Source organism: Chryseobacterium sp. JK1, assembly GCF_050632815.1.
Taxonomy (GTDB): domain Bacteria; phylum Bacteroidota; class Bacteroidia; order Flavobacteriales; family Weeksellaceae; genus Chryseobacterium.
In genome coordinates, this window is sequence record NZ_JBODRU010000001.1 from 1357294 (window position 1) to 1372841 (window position 15548).

Annotated in this window: 16 protein-coding genes; 4 read left to right on the plus strand and 12 right to left on the minus strand. The window is 36.9% G+C overall.

The annotated features are described in order from the left end of the window. Positions 1–10 precede the first annotated feature (10 nt). Genes traM through ACQ76T_RS06070 form a run of 8 tightly spaced genes read right to left on the minus strand, consistent with a single transcriptional unit; the run spans position 11 to position 7043 of the window. A complete protein-coding gene (traM, locus tag ACQ76T_RS06035; RefSeq protein ID WP_431342425.1) occupies positions 11–1315 on the minus strand; it encodes a conjugative transposon protein TraM in 1305 nt (434 codons plus the stop codon). After that, a complete protein-coding gene (locus tag ACQ76T_RS06040; RefSeq protein ID WP_431342426.1) occupies positions 1312–1590 on the minus strand; it encodes a hypothetical protein in 279 nt (92 codons plus the stop codon). Before ACQ76T_RS06040 ends, traM begins: the two co-directional genes overlap by 4 nt. Before the next feature lie 10 nt (positions 1591–1600). Then, complete coding sequence (gene traK, locus ACQ76T_RS06045) at positions 1601–2224, minus strand: conjugative transposon protein TraK (protein ID WP_431342427.1); 624 nt, start codon at positions 2222–2224, stop codon at positions 1601–1603. Positions 2225–2239: 15 nt separating this feature from the next. Next, on the minus strand, positions 2240–3232 hold the full coding sequence (gene traJ, locus ACQ76T_RS06050) for a conjugative transposon protein TraJ (protein ID WP_431342428.1): 993 nt from the start codon (positions 3230–3232) through the stop codon (positions 2240–2242). A 1-nt stretch (position 3233) separates the two neighbouring features. After that, complete coding sequence (locus ACQ76T_RS06055; protein ID WP_431343721.1) at positions 3234–3839, minus strand: DUF4141 domain-containing protein; 606 nt, start codon at positions 3837–3839, stop codon at positions 3234–3236. Between the two features lie 48 nt (positions 3840–3887). After that, complete coding sequence (locus ACQ76T_RS06060; protein ID WP_431342429.1) at positions 3888–6398, minus strand: TraG family conjugative transposon ATPase; 2511 nt, start codon at positions 6396–6398, stop codon at positions 3888–3890. Further along, entirely contained in the window at positions 6395–6727 is a 333-nt protein-coding gene (locus tag ACQ76T_RS06065; protein ID WP_431342430.1) for a DUF4133 domain-containing protein, read from the minus strand. Before ACQ76T_RS06065 ends, ACQ76T_RS06060 begins: the two co-directional genes overlap by 4 nt. Before the next feature lie 10 nt (positions 6728–6737). Continuing rightward, a complete protein-coding gene (locus tag ACQ76T_RS06070; RefSeq protein ID WP_089696771.1) occupies positions 6738–7043 on the minus strand; it encodes a DUF4134 domain-containing protein in 306 nt (101 codons plus the stop codon). 166 nt (positions 7044–7209) lie between these two features. Between ACQ76T_RS06070 and ACQ76T_RS06075 the strand changes: the two genes are divergently transcribed. Next, positions 7210–8076, plus strand: coding sequence for a DUF4238 domain-containing protein (locus tag ACQ76T_RS06075; RefSeq protein ID WP_431342431.1), 867 nt, complete (start codon positions 7210–7212; stop codon positions 8074–8076). 26 nt (positions 8077–8102) lie between these two features. Here the strand turns inward: ACQ76T_RS06075 and ACQ76T_RS06080 are convergent, their stop codons facing one another. From ACQ76T_RS06080 to ACQ76T_RS06090, 3 genes are read right to left on the minus strand one after another with little or no spacing between them, the layout of a single operon-like run. Then, positions 8103–8732, minus strand: coding sequence for a conjugal transfer protein TraD (locus ACQ76T_RS06080; RefSeq protein WP_431342432.1), 630 nt, complete (start codon positions 8730–8732; stop codon positions 8103–8105). Positions 8733–8734: 2 nt separating this feature from the next. Then, positions 8735–9133 carry a DUF3408 domain-containing protein gene (locus tag ACQ76T_RS06085; RefSeq protein WP_431342433.1) on the minus strand — a complete coding sequence of 133 codons (399 nt, stop codon included), beginning with the start codon at positions 9131–9133 and terminating at the stop codon, positions 8735–8737. 10 nt (positions 9134–9143) lie between these two features. After that, a complete protein-coding gene (locus tag ACQ76T_RS06090; RefSeq protein ID WP_431342434.1) occupies positions 9144–9911 on the minus strand; it encodes a ParA family protein in 768 nt (255 codons plus the stop codon). 607 nt (positions 9912–10518) lie between these two features. On the opposite strand from ACQ76T_RS06090, the gene mobA reads away from it, so the two are divergent. Together mobA and mobB are read left to right on the plus strand one after the other, a co-directional pair. Further along, positions 10519–10950, plus strand: a complete 432-nt coding sequence (gene mobA, locus ACQ76T_RS06095) for a conjugal transfer protein MobA (protein WP_431342435.1) — start codon at positions 10519–10521, stop codon at positions 10948–10950. Positions 10951–10957: 7 nt separating this feature from the next. Next, positions 10958–12241 carry a conjugal transfer protein MobB gene (mobB, locus tag ACQ76T_RS06100; protein ID WP_431342436.1) on the plus strand — a complete coding sequence of 428 codons (1284 nt, stop codon included), beginning with the start codon at positions 10958–10960 and terminating at the stop codon, positions 12239–12241. Between the two features lie 18 nt (positions 12242–12259). Here mobB and ACQ76T_RS06105 read toward each other — a convergent pair whose 3' ends face one another. Beyond that, a complete protein-coding gene (locus tag ACQ76T_RS06105; protein WP_431342437.1) occupies positions 12260–13267 on the minus strand; it encodes a PDDEXK nuclease domain-containing protein in 1008 nt (335 codons plus the stop codon). Positions 13268–13446: 179 nt separating this feature from the next. Here ACQ76T_RS06105 and mobC point away from each other — a divergent pair, with 179 nt between their 5' ends. Then, positions 13447–15444, plus strand: coding sequence for a conjugal transfer protein MobC (gene mobC / locus ACQ76T_RS06110; RefSeq protein ID WP_431342438.1), 1998 nt, complete (start codon positions 13447–13449; stop codon positions 15442–15444). Positions 15445–15548 lie beyond the last annotated feature (104 nt).

Below are 15548 nucleotides of genomic sequence, written 5' to 3' on the forward strand. Positions count from 1 at the left end.
TAAAGGTTAATTATTTTTTTGAAACTAAAAGTACCTGATGTCCTGCCTTAACAATAACTTTAGGCTGTCTTACCTTCTTTTGAAAGTATCCCGAAACTCCCTGAACCAGACCTCTAGTGAGATCGGCAGCAACCTGTTGTCCTGCCGATTGGGTCATCATAATATTGGTGCCGGAATTCTGGCTCATGTTGGATGCTATATCTTTAATAGCGGTCTGTTCTGAAGAATAGGGAATGTAAAGCCCCAACTGACCGTCATTATCATGAATATTAATCTCGACAGGGGTAATAGTACCTTTATATTCGATGCTTGAAATTGTTAGTGACAGTCTTCCTCCCTGAAACTTTCCTGCTGCTTTTAACACAGTACCTGAAGGAATGGTTATCTTTCCAAGGAGCAAACCTTGTGTTAGTCGTAAGGGCACAATACTTTCATTGACCAATGTCATGGTTTCATGTATTACTGCATGGATACTGCTGTTATTTTTGGATACAGTATTTTCCTGTTCATTCTGTAATCCCACAAATCGATTATGACTGATGAATGCTAAAAACGTACTGTCTGAAAGTTCTCGATACAAACTGGATACGACGTTGCGTTTTTGAAGTTGTACTGCTTTTATTTTGATTTTGTTTTCTTCAGTCGTTGCCTCAGAAGTTTTCTTTGGCTCAGGTTCTTCCTGTTGTTTGGTTGCAGGTAGATATTTTGCAGCCATTTGATAAGACTTTTCCATCAACTCTAACTGATCATTAATTCCTCCCGTACTCGGAACTGCATCCTTTTGTGAAATTTCATTCTTAAGCCTGTTAATTTCCCTTTTTAATTGGGTAACCTCATGCTCATCTATGCTGTAAAATGAACCTAATGTTTGTTGTGCATTGCGGTAGCTGTTCAAAGCATTCTGATCTGCTGTTTGAGGTGCTTTGGCATTGTTATAAGATTCTGGAGATAGAGTAGTCAGTTGATTCGAACCATTTGATTCACTCCAATAATCTGACAGGCTTGTCATGGCATTTCTTTTTTCTTCATTTTTCTGTTCCAACAACTCTAGCTCATACGCCTTCTGCTTATCTGATTGTAATTTATCATCTGCGGCTTGTGGCACTTCGGCATTTAAACCAGTCTCTTCACCAGTTTTTCTATCTTCTTTTGGTTTAAAAATCAGGTAAAGGCATCCGATACAAGCGATGAACATTAAAAAGTAAATGACCGGGTTTTTTAATTTTTCCCACCTTGGCTTACGATCCAAAGGTTCATTTTCGTCTGAGGAATGGACACTTCCTTCTGTGATTTTAATAGTTCCTGTATCTTTCATGGTGATATTTTATAGGGTGAATGATTAGCTGGGCTTTCAGGTGGCTGATATTGCATCTTTATCTCCTTTGGAATGTTATTGATATGTCCAACTGAAAGAATGGGTCTACTTTTTGAACCTTTTAACCATAGATGAATGACCGTTAAAATCGTCAACATGGCATACGCTGTAAAAAATATCTTGGTCAAAGAGCGCTGTTGTTTGATAGGTAAGGATTTCCATTTCTCTTCTGCTTTTTCAATAAATTCCTCAATTCTTATTCTTAATTTTTTCATATGACTGTTTTTATCGGTTAACAGTTTCAACATCTTTGTTCTCAATGACATTGAATTTTTCAATCGTAAACCCCTGAGGGTTGCTGTCTGATCTGACAGAATTGACCAGTTGACAGTTCGTAACAAGATTTCGGATCGTTAAATTACTTGAGCGGATAATGAATTGCTTCCCATAAGTCTTTACAGCATAGGGGTAGTTGTTAAAATCTGCTACTACACTGTCAATTTCAATTCGCTGTTGAATATTTCCGCTGATTATCCTGTTGTAATACCCTTTCTCAGAGAGATCCTTATAGTAATTGAATGCGGATTGGTCGGCCATATTAAAAGCTCTTTTCACATTGCTCTCAATAGCATTTTTATCCGGAGCCACAGTGAAGAAGAGTTCGTGAAAACGCCTTACATGTTCTCTGGCTTCTACAGGTCTGTTGATCGACATATCCTGGGATAAGGCTACCATTAATGATTTACCATTGTCAAGGACATATATCTTTTGTCTTTGCTCTTCTGCAAAAGTGTAAGATTTGTATACAACAATGCCGACAACTCCAAAACAAAGGATTGCAAAAACAAAAGTGAACAATCTGATTTGCTTAAAACTGCTCTCTATATTTCTTAAGGTTTTAAATTCCATTTTTTTGTTTTTTGATTATTTAAGGAGTTGTCCTGATATATTACCTGCAGCAGCACCCGTAGTAGCACCTGCAACATTTCCTGACTTTTGTGCCATCTGGGTAACATTACGCATAAAGTTTCCTGCTCCGCCCGCCTGAATGATCCAGCCTGTAACGGTAGGCACAGTGAAATAGCCAATGATTCCAATGATCATATAGATAATGTACACCGTATTGGAAGTATCAGGAATAAAGTTGGGGTCTGCCAGCATTTCGATGTCCCTTTCGATAATGAGGGATTGGATTTTGGCAAGGATAGCACTGAACATATCAGCAACAGGAAGCCATAAATATACACTGATGTATCTGGTCAGCCATTGGGTAAGTGTTGATTGGAAGCCATCCCAAACCGATATGGCAAATGCGATGGGACCAAGAATTGAAAGTACAATGAGAAAGAAAGTCCTGATCGTATCAATCACCAACGCAGCGGCCTGAAAGAGTATTTCCAGAAACTCTCTGAAACCGTCTCTGATATATTTTTTAATGGCAAACATTTCCCTCTCGATATACATTCCTGACATCGTCACCAAATCAGAAGGTGACCATCCCAGTTCTTCCAATTTTTTGTCAAATTCTTCATCAGAAATGAGATAAGCCATTTCAGGATTTCGTAGCATAGCTTCTCGTTCCAGCAGATCTTTTTTCTGCTGTAGCTCATTGAGATCCAAGACCTGACCCTCCAGCATCGAGTGGCTGCCCTGAACGACCGGACTTAATACTCCGTTGATACTGCCCAAGACAATTGTTGAAAAGAACATAATGCAGATTCCGATGGCAAACGGTCTTAGCATAGGAAAGAGATCGATAGGTTCGGCACGGCTTAATGCCTGCCAAACCTTTACAGCCACATAAAATAATGCTCCTAGTCCTGCAACTCCTTTTGCCACTGCTGCCATGTCAGCACACATCGGCATCATCTCTTCATACACGGAACGAAGCACCTCATGTAAATTAGTAGGTTCCATCTTACCAGTATTTTTGATTAACGGTACCATACAGGTTGAGAAATCTTTGCGTATTGTTCTGCTTTTTGGCTCTCAGATAACTGACAGAGATATTCTTATTGGTGTAATAACGTACCAAATTATGATAGTCTTTCACCTCTTTATATACTCTGTCAATAATTTCCATTCTTTCCTTATCATTCAATGATAGATTGGTAGAAGTGACAATCTGCTTTAGTTCTTTAAGCAGTTCAGTGCTTTCGTTTAAGAGGGTTGAGTAACCATTGGCTATTGCTGTTAATTCCTGCGAATTGAAATTGGGATCATTCAACATTTTTCCGAAATTATTGACATACATTTCGGAAACGTCACCCACCAGTAAAACAGTCTGCTGAACTTTGCGGGCATCTTTCACCAGATTATTAACTGCTTTTAATTGGTCATAATATTCTTTCCCCTGCTCATACACCTTTTTAACTTCATTGAAATTCTTAACTACATTCGAAACGGTCGATGAGGTCTGTACAATTTCATTAGCAGAGTTGAGTATTCCTGAAGCCAGATTAGCCGGGTCAGTAACCACAAATTGTGCTTTTGCAAATGATGTTATAGCTAATACAATAACCATAACGCTTGTAATGATTAGATTTTTCATTGGTATAAAATTTTAAATGATTTAAGTTTCTTTTGTGTTCGATTTGATTCTCCTGAGAGAAATCCTCTTGATGGCATGCTCTACATTGCCGTAAAGTTCAGAAGCAAGATGCATGACTTCCATTTTCTCTGTTTCTTCTGTGGTATAGGCCAGATATTCCTCTGTGGAAACTTCTGTCGCATATACTGCAGAGTGTGTTCCTCCCAATCCGATCCAGACTTCCTTATAAAGCCTTTTAGGATCATTATTCATATTGATGGACAGAACCTGTGCTTTTTCTTTGTCTGTAAGACCCAGCATTGCCTGAATGTCATCAAACTTGTTCATGTATTTCCGCTGATCCAACAGGATCTTACAGTCTGAATTGTTGATGATGCTTTCCTTAACGATAGGAGATTGAATAATGTCATCCACCTCCTGTGTAACGACGATGGCTTCTCCAAGGAATTTTCTGACAGTCTTGAAGAGATATTTAATGTACTCAGCCATTCCTTCTTTAGCAATTGCCTTCCAGGCTTCTTCGATAAGGATCAACTTTCTGATTCCCTTTAGTCTTCGCATTTTGTTAATGAAGACCTCCATAATAATGATGGTCACAATTGGAAATAAGATTTTATGATCTTTAATGGCGTCGATCTCAAAAACGATAAATCGCTTAGAAAGAAGATCTAATTGCTTTTCTGAATTCAATAAGTAATCATATTCTCCGCCTTTATAATAAGGCTCTAAAACATTCAGAAAGTTGGCAAGGTCAAAATCCTTTTCCCTAACCTTTTTCTGCTCCAGCACTTTCTGATAATCTTCTTTGACATATTCATAGAATCCATTAAAAGAGGGATGCTGATCATGGTTTTTGATCTTCTCGAGATATCCGCTAACTGCATTGGATAATGCCACTTCTTCGGAGCGGGTTGGCGGTTCATCATCTCTTTTCCATAGTGTGAGAATAAGTGTTTTGATGCTTTCCCTCTTTTCAATGTCAAAGATGCCGTCGTCGGTGTAGAAAGGATTGAAGGCAATAGGATTATCTTCAGTGTACGTAAAATAAACCCCATCTTCACCTTTAGTTTTACCTTTGATTAGTTCGCATAGCCCCTGATAAGAATTTCCGGTGTCGACCAGTAGTACATGGGCTCCCTGTTCATAATACTGTCTCACCATATGGTTGGTGAAGAAAGACTTCCCACTCCCCGAAGGTCCCAAAATGAACTTGTTTCGATTGGTAATGATTCCCTGTTTCATCGGAAGATCTGAAATATCCAGGTGAATAGGTTTTCCCGTCAGTCTATCTGCCATTTTGATCCCAAATGGAGAGGGTGAATTCTGATAATTGGTTTCCTCAGTGAAAAAACATAGTGCTGGTTCAATAAACGTATAAAAACTTTCTTCACTCGGAAAGTCCCCGGCATTTCCGGGAATACCAGCCCAATATAATGTGGCAGTATCTGTTGTATTATGCCGCGGCTTACATTCCATGAGTGCCAAAGCACTTCCTGTGTCATTCTTAAGTTGCTTCAATTCATGGGGATTGTCAGACCATGACATCACATTAAAATGAGCACGGATGGATTGTAACCCAAAAGAATGCGCTTCATTGAGGTATTTCTCAATCCATTCCTTATTGATTTGATTGGCTCTGCTGTATCTTGCCAGTGAATGCATATTTCTGGCGGATTTCTCAAACTTGTTCAGATTGTCATCATTGTTATCAATAAACAAGTACTGATTGTAGATATGATTACAATTGAGCAAAAGCCCTACCGGAGAAGCAAATGAAAGCAGGCAGTCACTTCGGTCGGTACTCAGTTTCTCATATCGACTATGAGATGAGACTGTTCCAGGAAGATCATCGGTATCTGACAAGGTGTGCATAGTGATACGGTTGTTACCAATACGCATTTCTTCTGCCCCTAGATTCAAATCCTGAAGAGAAGGGTTGATTTCTCGGGATAAGGTCAGATATTGTTCAAGAAGACCTGATTGTTTTTCAGTTCCTGTAATTTCATCAGCGGACATTTTTTCTAAGAAAATAGATCCGCTGTCGTTCATAATTCTTTCAAACTGATCAACTGCTTCCATAAATCGACTCATCAGTTCCTTATCCCTGATTTCTTTTGGAATCAAGACTCCTTTGCAAAGTGACGAGAAATTACTCTGCATCCTCATTCTTTCCTTCGTAGTCTTCGTAATAAAGAGGTAGCAGTAATGATTAAGGAAAGGTCTTTCATTAAAGTGTCTCTCAAAAGACTTTGATAAAAAGCTCTGATCGTCATTGGATAAATCAGGACAGTAATTCTCTTTGATAAACCAGTCCTGTTTATGAACAATACAGTAATCAGGTAATGTCTTTATGGCTTTGAACCAAGCCGAATGGATAGCTTCATACTCGGCTGAAGCTACCGTAAACAGTTCTGGAAGCCTTATCTTAAAACAAACCGTAACATCAGCATCTTTTGAAATAATGCAGTTCTCTTCGACAGCCAACAGCGGAAATCTGCTCTCCAGCGTTGCTATTTTGGATTGATTTCTCATGATGCAGTTTTTTTAGAGTGTATCTTGATACACCTGAAAATGGATTTTCGGCTGATGATGTACCTTGGATGCTTCTTTTTTGCTCCCAATTTCATTAATCCATGTTCTCCATACTTTCTATTGAGAGAAAAAGTCTTCCAAATGAGAAGACCAGCAGTAGTTCCTCCAAGAAGTAAGCAGATATAGGTATTGACACCAGCCATATACATGATCATGATGAATACGAGTATTCCCAACAATCCGCCTGTAAATATGAACAGGTACTTTGCTTTCAATCCTTTGAACTCAACCGTTCTTCCTATTCCTTTGTTGATATGATACGTAACCATAACCGATGTTTTAAAGGAAGAATGAACGAAGGATGGTTGCGGCAACAATTAAGAATATACACGCTCCAAACCAGCTGGCAGCAGTTTTACTGGTATCAGGATCACCACTGCTGAACTTATTGTAAACCTTGACCCCGCCAATCAATCCTACAACAGCTCCGATAGCATAGATTAGTTTTGTGGCAGGATCAAAATAGGAGGTGACCATCTGTGTAGCCTCAGTGATTCCTGCAGAACCGTTTCCTTGGGCATTAATACCCAAACCAATAAGCATAAGAAATGCTGTGAACATGATTTTTTTTCTTTGTCTTTTCATAATGAATAGATTTTTATGATTTTGAAACACATGCTTTATGGGTTTTGAGACAAAGGTGTTTGGTATGGGAGTACCACCTGGGAATTTGGTGTTTTCAGGAATTGTTTGGCTCTATAATGCTTTGCAAAGAATATTTTTATTACTTTCAAAAAAATAGTACTTAACCATGAAAGAACAATCAAAAAGACATCATTACATACCCAAGTTTCTAAGTAAGAATTTTAGTGATGAAAACAATATGTTGTGGGTATACAACAAAGAATCTGAAAGGATTATTAATAAGATGCAAAGTCCTAAAGCTATTTTCTTTGAAGATGGCAGGAATCTTTTTGATATAAATGGGAGTAAGGGGGACAATATTGAAAGGATGTATGAAGAAGTGGATACTTTACTGTCTAAAACTTTAGCAAAAATTTTAAAAAGTCAGCAGATGAGTGGTGGAGAACTTACATGGATGATTTATTTGGCTAATTTAACAAAGTGGAGAGTTCCCAAAGTTGATGAAATTGCTAAAAATCTTGTTAAAGATATTCCTATCGAACAATTGGGCTTAGCGATACGTCCAATTGATTCAAGTAAGGAAATAACACAAGAAGTTATAAATAATTTAAATAAGAAAGAGATAATTCAGGAAACAAAACGAATTCTTCTTTCAATACAGCCCATTTCAAATGAAGAAAGTTTAGATGAGATTCATAAGAATTGCTTTATCACTTTTTATGATAAGTTTCCCTCTCTGATAGGGGATTGTCCTATTATTGAAGAAGACAATGCAAACTATAAGACTATGGGAAACTTTATATTTCCATTGAGTGACAGCGCGACTTTGGTTTGTAAAAAAGATGCGAAAAAAGAAATAAAACGTGAGTTATTCTATATTTGGAAAGATTTGAACATTTTTCATCTATCACAAAAATATGTTGCTTGTAAAAGTCGTGAACAATTAGAAAAAATGGAAAAATTGTATAGAATAGTGGCAGAAAAAGGTGAACTTCATTTTTTACAAAGAGCTGTTTTTGATGAAATAATTTAGTTCTTTCATAAAGAAAATAGGGAACTTCAAATGAATTTCCCTATTTCAAAATCATTGAGATCGCTTTTCCGCATATCGGAAGAACCGGAAATTTCTTCGTTGTTAAAAGAATTATCTAATAGTAATGCTATTTTATGGGAATCATTTTCCATAGAGTTCTCAAGTAAGGTATATAATTCGGTTCCGTAAGTTTTCTGAACGATCGCTGCTGCTGTTTCCTTTTGAGATGTGGTAAAACTATTTTGTTTCACAAACATCTCCACAGTGCTTAGTTCTTCAAAGGTAACCCCTTGGGCTAAACTATTATCCTCACTAATTATTCTATATTTTTTCCATTCTTCTTCCTCTTCAATAAAATCAGGGATGTTACTAAAATTATCTGTGTCTTCCTGCGGATTTAATAGGTTGAAATTTTCGCTGATATCATATTCTATGTCTAAATTAGAGGGATCAAAACCAAGTTCATTTTCTTGTCTTGCAGAGGAAGTTATTGTCATAGAATGGAGTGACGTTTTTGCTTCACCCATAATATTGGGTTGTTTTTTATTACTTGCATGTTTTTCAGTTTTATAAAAGGGGAATTGCTTTGCGATAATTTTGTCATAAAATAATAACAGAATTATGGTCAGAAGACAAATAATGATGAGAGTTTCCATAGTTATAAAATGGGTTTAAAGTGATTGTTAAAGTAATCAGTAATTTCATTTCCGTATTCCAAAAAATGCTGTTCCAGAATATTGTCGATGTAGGAATAGAGGGTTGTCCTTTCTTCTCTGGTAAGCTGTACAATTCGCAATAATCTTTCATGGTACTCTGGACGTATGTAGACCACTTTACCATTCCGTCCTGAAGGAAAGCGATTCGTTAAAAAGATCTCTTCATAGTTCAGCTTTTTAGAAGAATTGGTTTTGGTTTTTTCTTTAGATTTTTGAACGGCTTGTTTGGTTACATGATTTTGTTCATCAAGAGCGCTTTGTTCACCACTGATGACCTGCATTAAAAATTCTTCATCAACGGTAGTCTTTTCTAAGTCTTTGTTGTCATTGTTTGTAGCCATCTTTCGGGTTTTACAGATTTGTGATTCTTTGAAATTCTTCAACAAATAGATCCATTCTTGTCGCTTTTAAAAGCGGATAGTCTGCTGGTAACAGTGTTGATCTGAAGATACTGTTTCCGATATGGTCGGATTCCTTGCGAAATCGTTTACTGTCCATGATTCGCGTATCCATTATATTCATCTGAAGAGTTGCAATCGCTTTTTCGTAGATTTCGTATAACCCTGTCTTTTCCCGACCATCAATCTGATTCCAGAATAGCCACAGCGCTTGTTGCTGAAGATCATGCTCACCGGAAGGAAGAGCCATAAAAGCTTTGGTAAATCCTAACGTACTTTCTACGACCAAGCGGTCAGCAGTCATAGGGGCAAAAATAAAATCCATGGATTTCAAGGTCGTCAGAACTCCTTTAGTATTGGCGGTACCAGGCAGATCGTAAAAGATAATATCCGGAACTATGGTAGTTTTTTTAATGTATCGGGTAGATTCTTCTATTGCATTTTCTGCCTTACAGCGTATAATCGGATATGCTTTCTTATTGATCAGTTGGAATTGTTTCATAGCAGCTTTCTTATGGTACTCATTGAGCATAATTGCTTTTTTATCACGTTCCCTCATATTGCTTAGACTGTATTGTGGAAAATCACAATCCATTACTAAAATATTATATCCCAAGCGATAATATAATACGCTGGCAAGTAATATGGTAATCGTCGATTTTCCCACACCTCCTTTTTGAGTAGAGAAACTTACTTTTAAAGTTTTTTTTGTTGCTTTCATGATGCATGTATTTATTGTTGTTTTATAATGCTGAATGATAAGAATCTGTATAAGTTGATGTATATGTAGGGGTACTCTTCTATTATTTTAAAACTCTAGAGATTTACACATTTACATCATTTTTACAGGGCATATCTGCAACTGCTTTGTTGAGAGAATATTTTTTTTTGAATATCTGTAACTGCTTTTCTGCTTTTGCGCTTTTATAGTTTTAAAACTTTACAATTTTATGATTTACCCGTTTCATCATCAAGTTTATGTGTTGCTGTAAAGGAAAGAGTTTTCAAAACCAGTGCTGATTTTCAGGCAATTGATGGTGTTATTTGGCAGTAATTGGAAGGGCGTAATAGGGTAGATATTTACTTGCTTCTGCTTAACTTGTTGTATTGACTTTTAAGAAGGGTGGGTGTTTATTACAACATCTGAAAGATGTTGATCGCTTGTTACAATAGTTTTTGTAATACGATAAATAGAGTGTTCACCTGAACACGGCAAGTTGTGTTTTGAGTGCCTCATAACTGTTTTTTGTGCCTCAAAACAACTTGCCCTGCCGGGAGCCTTAAAACACTCTCCGAAGTCGAGGTTTATAAACTTTAAATGGATATCTATGAATGATCAGAAAAATAATAAGAGAAGTAAAGGTGGGCGAAAGCCAAAGATAAACCCTTGTAATCACCGGTATGTTTTTCGGCTGGATGATGAAGACAATAGCAAATTTCTGACTTTATTTGAAGCCTCTGGAATAGACAATAAAGCTAAATTTATAACATCCGTATTGTTTTCGAAAGAGATAAAAACAGTAAAAATTGATAAGGGGAGTGTTGATTTTTACATGAGACTGACTTCCTTTTATTCGCAGTTTAGAGCAGTGGGTGTGAATTACAATCAGGTAGTTAAATTGTTATACACCCATTTTACCGAAAAAAAAGCCGCAGCATTTTTGTATCAGCTGGAGAAACATACTGTTGAACTTTCAGTGTTATGCCGGAAAATTATCGAATTGGCTAATGAATTTACTAACGGGAATATAGAAAAATGATGGTTCAATGATTGCAAAAATTGGCAGAAGCAGTAATTTATATGGTGCTTTAGCCTATAATCATCATAAGGTGGAAAAGGGACAGGGACAAATTTTGTTGATGAATAAAATGGTGGAATCCACAGATGGGAAATATACTATACCCCAACTCATGAGATCTTTCGATCCTTATCTGACTGCCAATCAAAAGACGGAAAAACATACTTTACATATATCGCTTAATCCAGATCCGAATGATAAGGTCAGTGATAAGGATTTTGTGAAGATGGCAGAAGAGTATATGAATGGAATGGGGTACGGTGAACAGCCTTACATGGTTTTTAAACACACTGATATCGACCGTACCCATATTCATATTGTGTCTGTATGTGTTGATGAAAATGGTAGGAAAATATCAGATCGATTTGAGAAAAGGCGGTCGATGAATATGTGCAGACAACTCGAAAATACCTATGATTTATGGCGAGCTTCAGAAGGGCAGAATGTGAAAAATAACCTGGTTTTCAAACCGGTTGATTATCAGACTGGAAATATTAATCATCAGATCGCCTCCGTCATCAGGAATATAGCTGATGTGTATTCCTTTAAAACACTTGGAGAGTACAATGCGCTGCTTTCACTTTTCAATATAGCAGTTGAAAAAATTGAAGGTGAATTGCATGGAAAACCACAGCGGGGATTGGTGTATTTTGCACTGGATACAAACAAACATAAAATTGGAAACTCATTAAAAGCTTCAAGGATTGGAAAAGCAGCACTCTTACCTACACTGGAATCTCATTTTTTAAAAAATAAAGAATCTATTCTTCAATCGAATAAAACTGAAATAAAGGGTTGGATTGATAATGCCCTCAAAGTGAGTATTCATGAAAAAGATTTTGTTGAGAAATTAAGGTCTGTGGATATTAATACGGTAATCCGTAGAAATGAGGCCGGACGTATTTATGGAGTGACATTTATCGATCATAATTCCAAAACAGTATGGAATGGTTCAAATTTGGGAAAAGAATATTCTGCTGCTGTTTTTAATGATTTATGGAAGGATCAGGAGTATTTAAAAAGACCCTCTAATGAAAAGCAGGCAGAAACGGAATCACTCCCAACAAATCAAATTTTACCTCGTCAGCTACATCCCTTATTTGGATTTTTAAATGATGATAATGATGGTTTACGTGACACTGAATCAATGGACTCATTTCCCGGATTGTTGCCAACAGTGCAGGGAGAAGACGATGAAGAACGGATTTTTTCACAACAAATGCGAAAGTGGAAAAAGAAAAGAAAAAGATAGTCTGATGATTTCTTACCCTTAACCTTCTTTTTGCATGATCGCTTGTACTTTTTGCTGTAATTCCTTTTTATCAGGTAAATACAACTGGTATTTGGAAACAAATATTTTATTAGAAATACCACCTGTTGCATATTCCACCAATACTTCATCTTTTTCCGCAGAAAGGATAATGCCTATAGGCTCATTATCATCCACAACATTTTCTTCAGATTTAAAGTAGTTCAGATATAAATTCATTTGTCCTATATCATTGTGCTCGACCTGTTTTATTTTTAAATCAATCAGCACAAAACATTTTAAGATACGATGATAGAATACGAGATCAATATAAAAATGCCTGTTACGAAGTGATATTTTATACTGTCTTCCTACAAATGTAAAACCCTTTCCCAGTTCTAAAAGAAACATCTGCAGATTGTCAATAATCTTCTGTTCCAATGCTTTTTCGGTAACACGGTGACTTTGAGGTATTTTAAGAAAGTCCAGCACATAAGGATCTTTTATAGCCTCTGTGGAGTCGTTTATGATATGACCTTTTTCCGCCAGCTGCAATACGCCTTTTTTATCTTTGCTCAATGCAAGCCTTTCAAAAAGGGAAGAGTCAATCTGTCTTTCCAGTTCGCGATAGCCCCAATTTTCCAAGACGGCCTGCTTTTCATAGAACTTCCTTGCCGTATCATCAGAAATACCGAGCAAAGTAACCAGATGAGTCCAGCTTAATTTGGCAGGCACTGCCTGCCATTTTTGATAGGTCAGATAAAATCTGCGCATATCTAAAATATTACGCCTGCCAAATCCTTTGCCGTAACGCTGCCTCAGATCTTTGGAAAGCGTTGCCAGTAAGTTACTTCCGTATTCGGCACGTTCCTCACCATGCTGCTCGTATTCCACGATATGCCTGCCAATTTCCCAGTTGGCTTTCACCAGTTCAGTATTAACTGCCTTGACCGCATTTTGTCTTGCAACCTCAATAGCGGATCCGATACTGTCCAGTAATTCAGTGTATTTTGATTGTACAGGTTTCATTGATATTTTGTTATAAGACAAATGTAAAAAATTCCTTGGTCAACAACTGTCATGATTCATGAGAAAATAAGTTTCAGCACTGTGCCAAACCCTTCCTTATAACGCCTGACACTGCCAGTGTAGCAAACAGACTTCTGTTACCCGATAAATTGATCATCCTAACTCTAAAAATAAATGATATGCAGGGTGAAGATGATCTACGGGGCTTAGCTAAAATTATGGCTTTTATGCGTGCCATCAGTATTTTAATGGTACTGATGCATTATTACTGGTATTGTTATCCATTTTTTCATGAAAAAGAATGGAAATTGGAAATCATTAACAGAATACTGCTGAATTTCCAAAGAACAGCAGGGTTGTTCTCTCACAGCCTCTATACAAAAGTTTTTACCATTGTATTACTCTCTCTAAGCTGTTTGGGAACAAAAGGAGTAAAAGACGAGAAGATAACCTGGTCTCGGATTATCGGCTTCATGGCAGTCGGAACGGTGTTGTTTTTCTTGAATACTATTTTGCTGAGATGGGGCGGGACAGGCATTGTTTTATATATGCTTTCAATGTCAGTAGGATATATCCTCCTAATGGTATCAGGGGTATGGATGAGCCGTTTGTTAAAACATAATCTGATGGATGATGTATTCAATAATGAGAATGAAAGTTTTATGCAGCAAACCCAATTGATGGAAAATGAATACTCTGTGAACCTTCCCACTAAATTCTATTACAAAGGAAAATGGAATCAGGGCTGGATCAATATTGTCAATCCGTTCAGAGCAACCATTGTACTGGGAACTCCGGGATCAGGAAAGTCATATGCTATTGTCAATAATTATATCAAACAGCAGATTGAGAAGGGTTTCTCCATGTACATCTATGATTTTAAGTTTGATGATCTTTCAACAATTGCCTATAATCATGTATTGAAACACCAGGATAAATACAAAGTAAAACCGAAATTTTATGTCATCAATTTTGATGATCCCCGAAGAAGTCATCGCTGTAATCCTTTGAATCCTGATTTTATGACGGATATTTCAGATGCCTATGAAGCAGCCTATACCATTATGCTTAATTTAAACAGAACCTGGATTCAAAAACAAGGAGACTTCTTTGTGGAATCACCTATTATTCTTTTAGCTGCTATTATCTGGTTTCTGAAAATATATGAAAATGGCAAATACTGCACTTTTCCTCATGCCATTGAACTGCTCAATAAAAAATACTCTGAGGTTTTCACGATTCTGACTTCTTATACTGATCTTGAGAACTATCTTTCCCCTTTCATGGACGCATGGCAAGGTGGAGCACAAGACCAGCTTCAAGGGCAAATCGCCTCTGCTAAGATTCCTTTATCGCGAATGATATCTCCTCAGCTATATTGGGTCATGACCGGAGATGATTTTTCATTGGATATCAACAATCCGAAAGAACCGAAAATATTGTGTGTAGGGAATAACCCTGATCGGCAGAATATTTATTCAGCAGCACTGGGACTCTATAATTCCAGAATCGTAAAACTCATCAATAAAAAAGGACAATTAAAAAGTTCGGTAATTATTGATGAACTACCCACTATTTATTTTCGGGGATTGGATAATCTGATAGCAACCGCAAGAAGTAATAAAGTAGCAGTATGTCTGGGGTTTCAGGATTTCTCCCAGTTGACAAGAGATTATGGAGATAAAGAAAGTAAAGTGATTCAGAATACAGTGGGGAATATATTCAGTGGTCAGGTTGTGGGAGATACTGCTAAAAATCTTTCAGAACGTTTCGGAAAAGTCCTGCAGAAAAGACAAAGTATGACCATCAACAGAAACGATACATCCACTTCTATATCTACGCAACTGGATAGTTTGATACCGGCTTCTAAAATTTCAACATTAAGCCAGGGAATGTTTGTAGGGGCTGTATCTGATAATTTTGATGAAAGGATTGAACAGAAAATGTTTCATGCAGAAATAGTAGTGGATCATGAAAAAGTAATTGAAGAAACTAAATCTTATCAGCGGATACCAGAGATTTTATCATTTGTAGATGAAAAAGGAAAAGACCGATTCACATCAATTATTGAAGAGAATTACAGAAATGTTAAGCAGGATGTTATGAGGATCATTGAAAATGAAATTGAGCGTATAAAAACTCACCCTGAGCTACAGCATTTAATACCAAAAGAATAAAGTAAAAATCCCCGGAGACCGGGGATAAAAACTAATAACCATGAAAACTCAAATTAAACATGAGAATCGGGTGCAAATTTATGTAAATAAGTTTTTTTTCCGAT

Bases quoted from the DNA above. Each gene is read 5' to 3' on its own strand.
- ACQ76T_RS06055 (WP_431343721.1), bottom strand. From the start codon at position 3,839: ATGGTTATTGTATTAGCTATAACATCATTTGCAAAAGCACAATTTGTG.
- ACQ76T_RS06090 (WP_431342434.1), bottom strand. From the start codon at position 9,911: ATGAAAGCAACAAAAAAAACTTTAAAAGTAAGTTTCTCTACTCAAAAA.
- ACQ76T_RS06060 (WP_431342429.1), bottom strand. From the start codon at position 6,398: ATGAGAAATCAATCCAAAATAGCAACGCTGGAGAGCAGATTTCCGCTG.
- ACQ76T_RS06065 (WP_431342430.1), bottom strand. From the start codon at position 6,727: ATGGTTACGTATCATATCAACAAAGGAATAGGAAGAACGGTTGAGTTC.
- ACQ76T_RS06105 (WP_431342437.1), bottom strand. From the start codon at position 13,267: ATGAAACCTGTACAATCAAAATACACTGAATTACTGGACAGTATCGGA.
- ACQ76T_RS06085 (WP_431342433.1), bottom strand. From the start codon at position 9,133: ATGGCTACAAACAATGACAACAAAGACTTAGAAAAGACTACCGTTGAT.
- ACQ76T_RS06080 (WP_431342432.1), bottom strand. From the start codon at position 8,732: ATGGAAACTCTCATCATTATTTGTCTTCTGACCATAATTCTGTTATTA.
- ACQ76T_RS06040 (WP_431342426.1), bottom strand. From the start codon at position 1,590: ATGAAAAAATTAAGAATAAGAATTGAGGAATTTATTGAAAAAGCAGAA.
- mobB (WP_431342436.1), top strand. From the start codon at position 10,958: ATGATTGCAAAAATTGGCAGAAGCAGTAATTTATATGGTGCTTTAGCC.
- ACQ76T_RS06070 (WP_089696771.1), bottom strand. From the start codon at position 7,043: ATGAAAAGACAAAGAAAAAAAATCATGTTCACAGCATTTCTTATGCTT.
- traK (WP_431342427.1), bottom strand. From the start codon at position 2,224: ATGGAATTTAAAACCTTAAGAAATATAGAGAGCAGTTTTAAGCAAATC.
- traJ (WP_431342428.1), bottom strand. From the start codon at position 3,232: ATGGAACCTACTAATTTACATGAGGTGCTTCGTTCCGTGTATGAAGAG.
- ACQ76T_RS06075 (WP_431342431.1), top strand. From the start codon at position 7,210: ATGAAAGAACAATCAAAAAGACATCATTACATACCCAAGTTTCTAAGT.
- mobC (WP_431342438.1), top strand. From the start codon at position 13,447: ATGCAGGGTGAAGATGATCTACGGGGCTTAGCTAAAATTATGGCTTTT.
- traM (WP_431342425.1), bottom strand. From the start codon at position 1,315: ATGAAAGATACAGGAACTATTAAAATCACAGAAGGAAGTGTCCATTCC.
- mobA (WP_431342435.1), top strand. From the start codon at position 10,519: ATGAATGATCAGAAAAATAATAAGAGAAGTAAAGGTGGGCGAAAGCCA.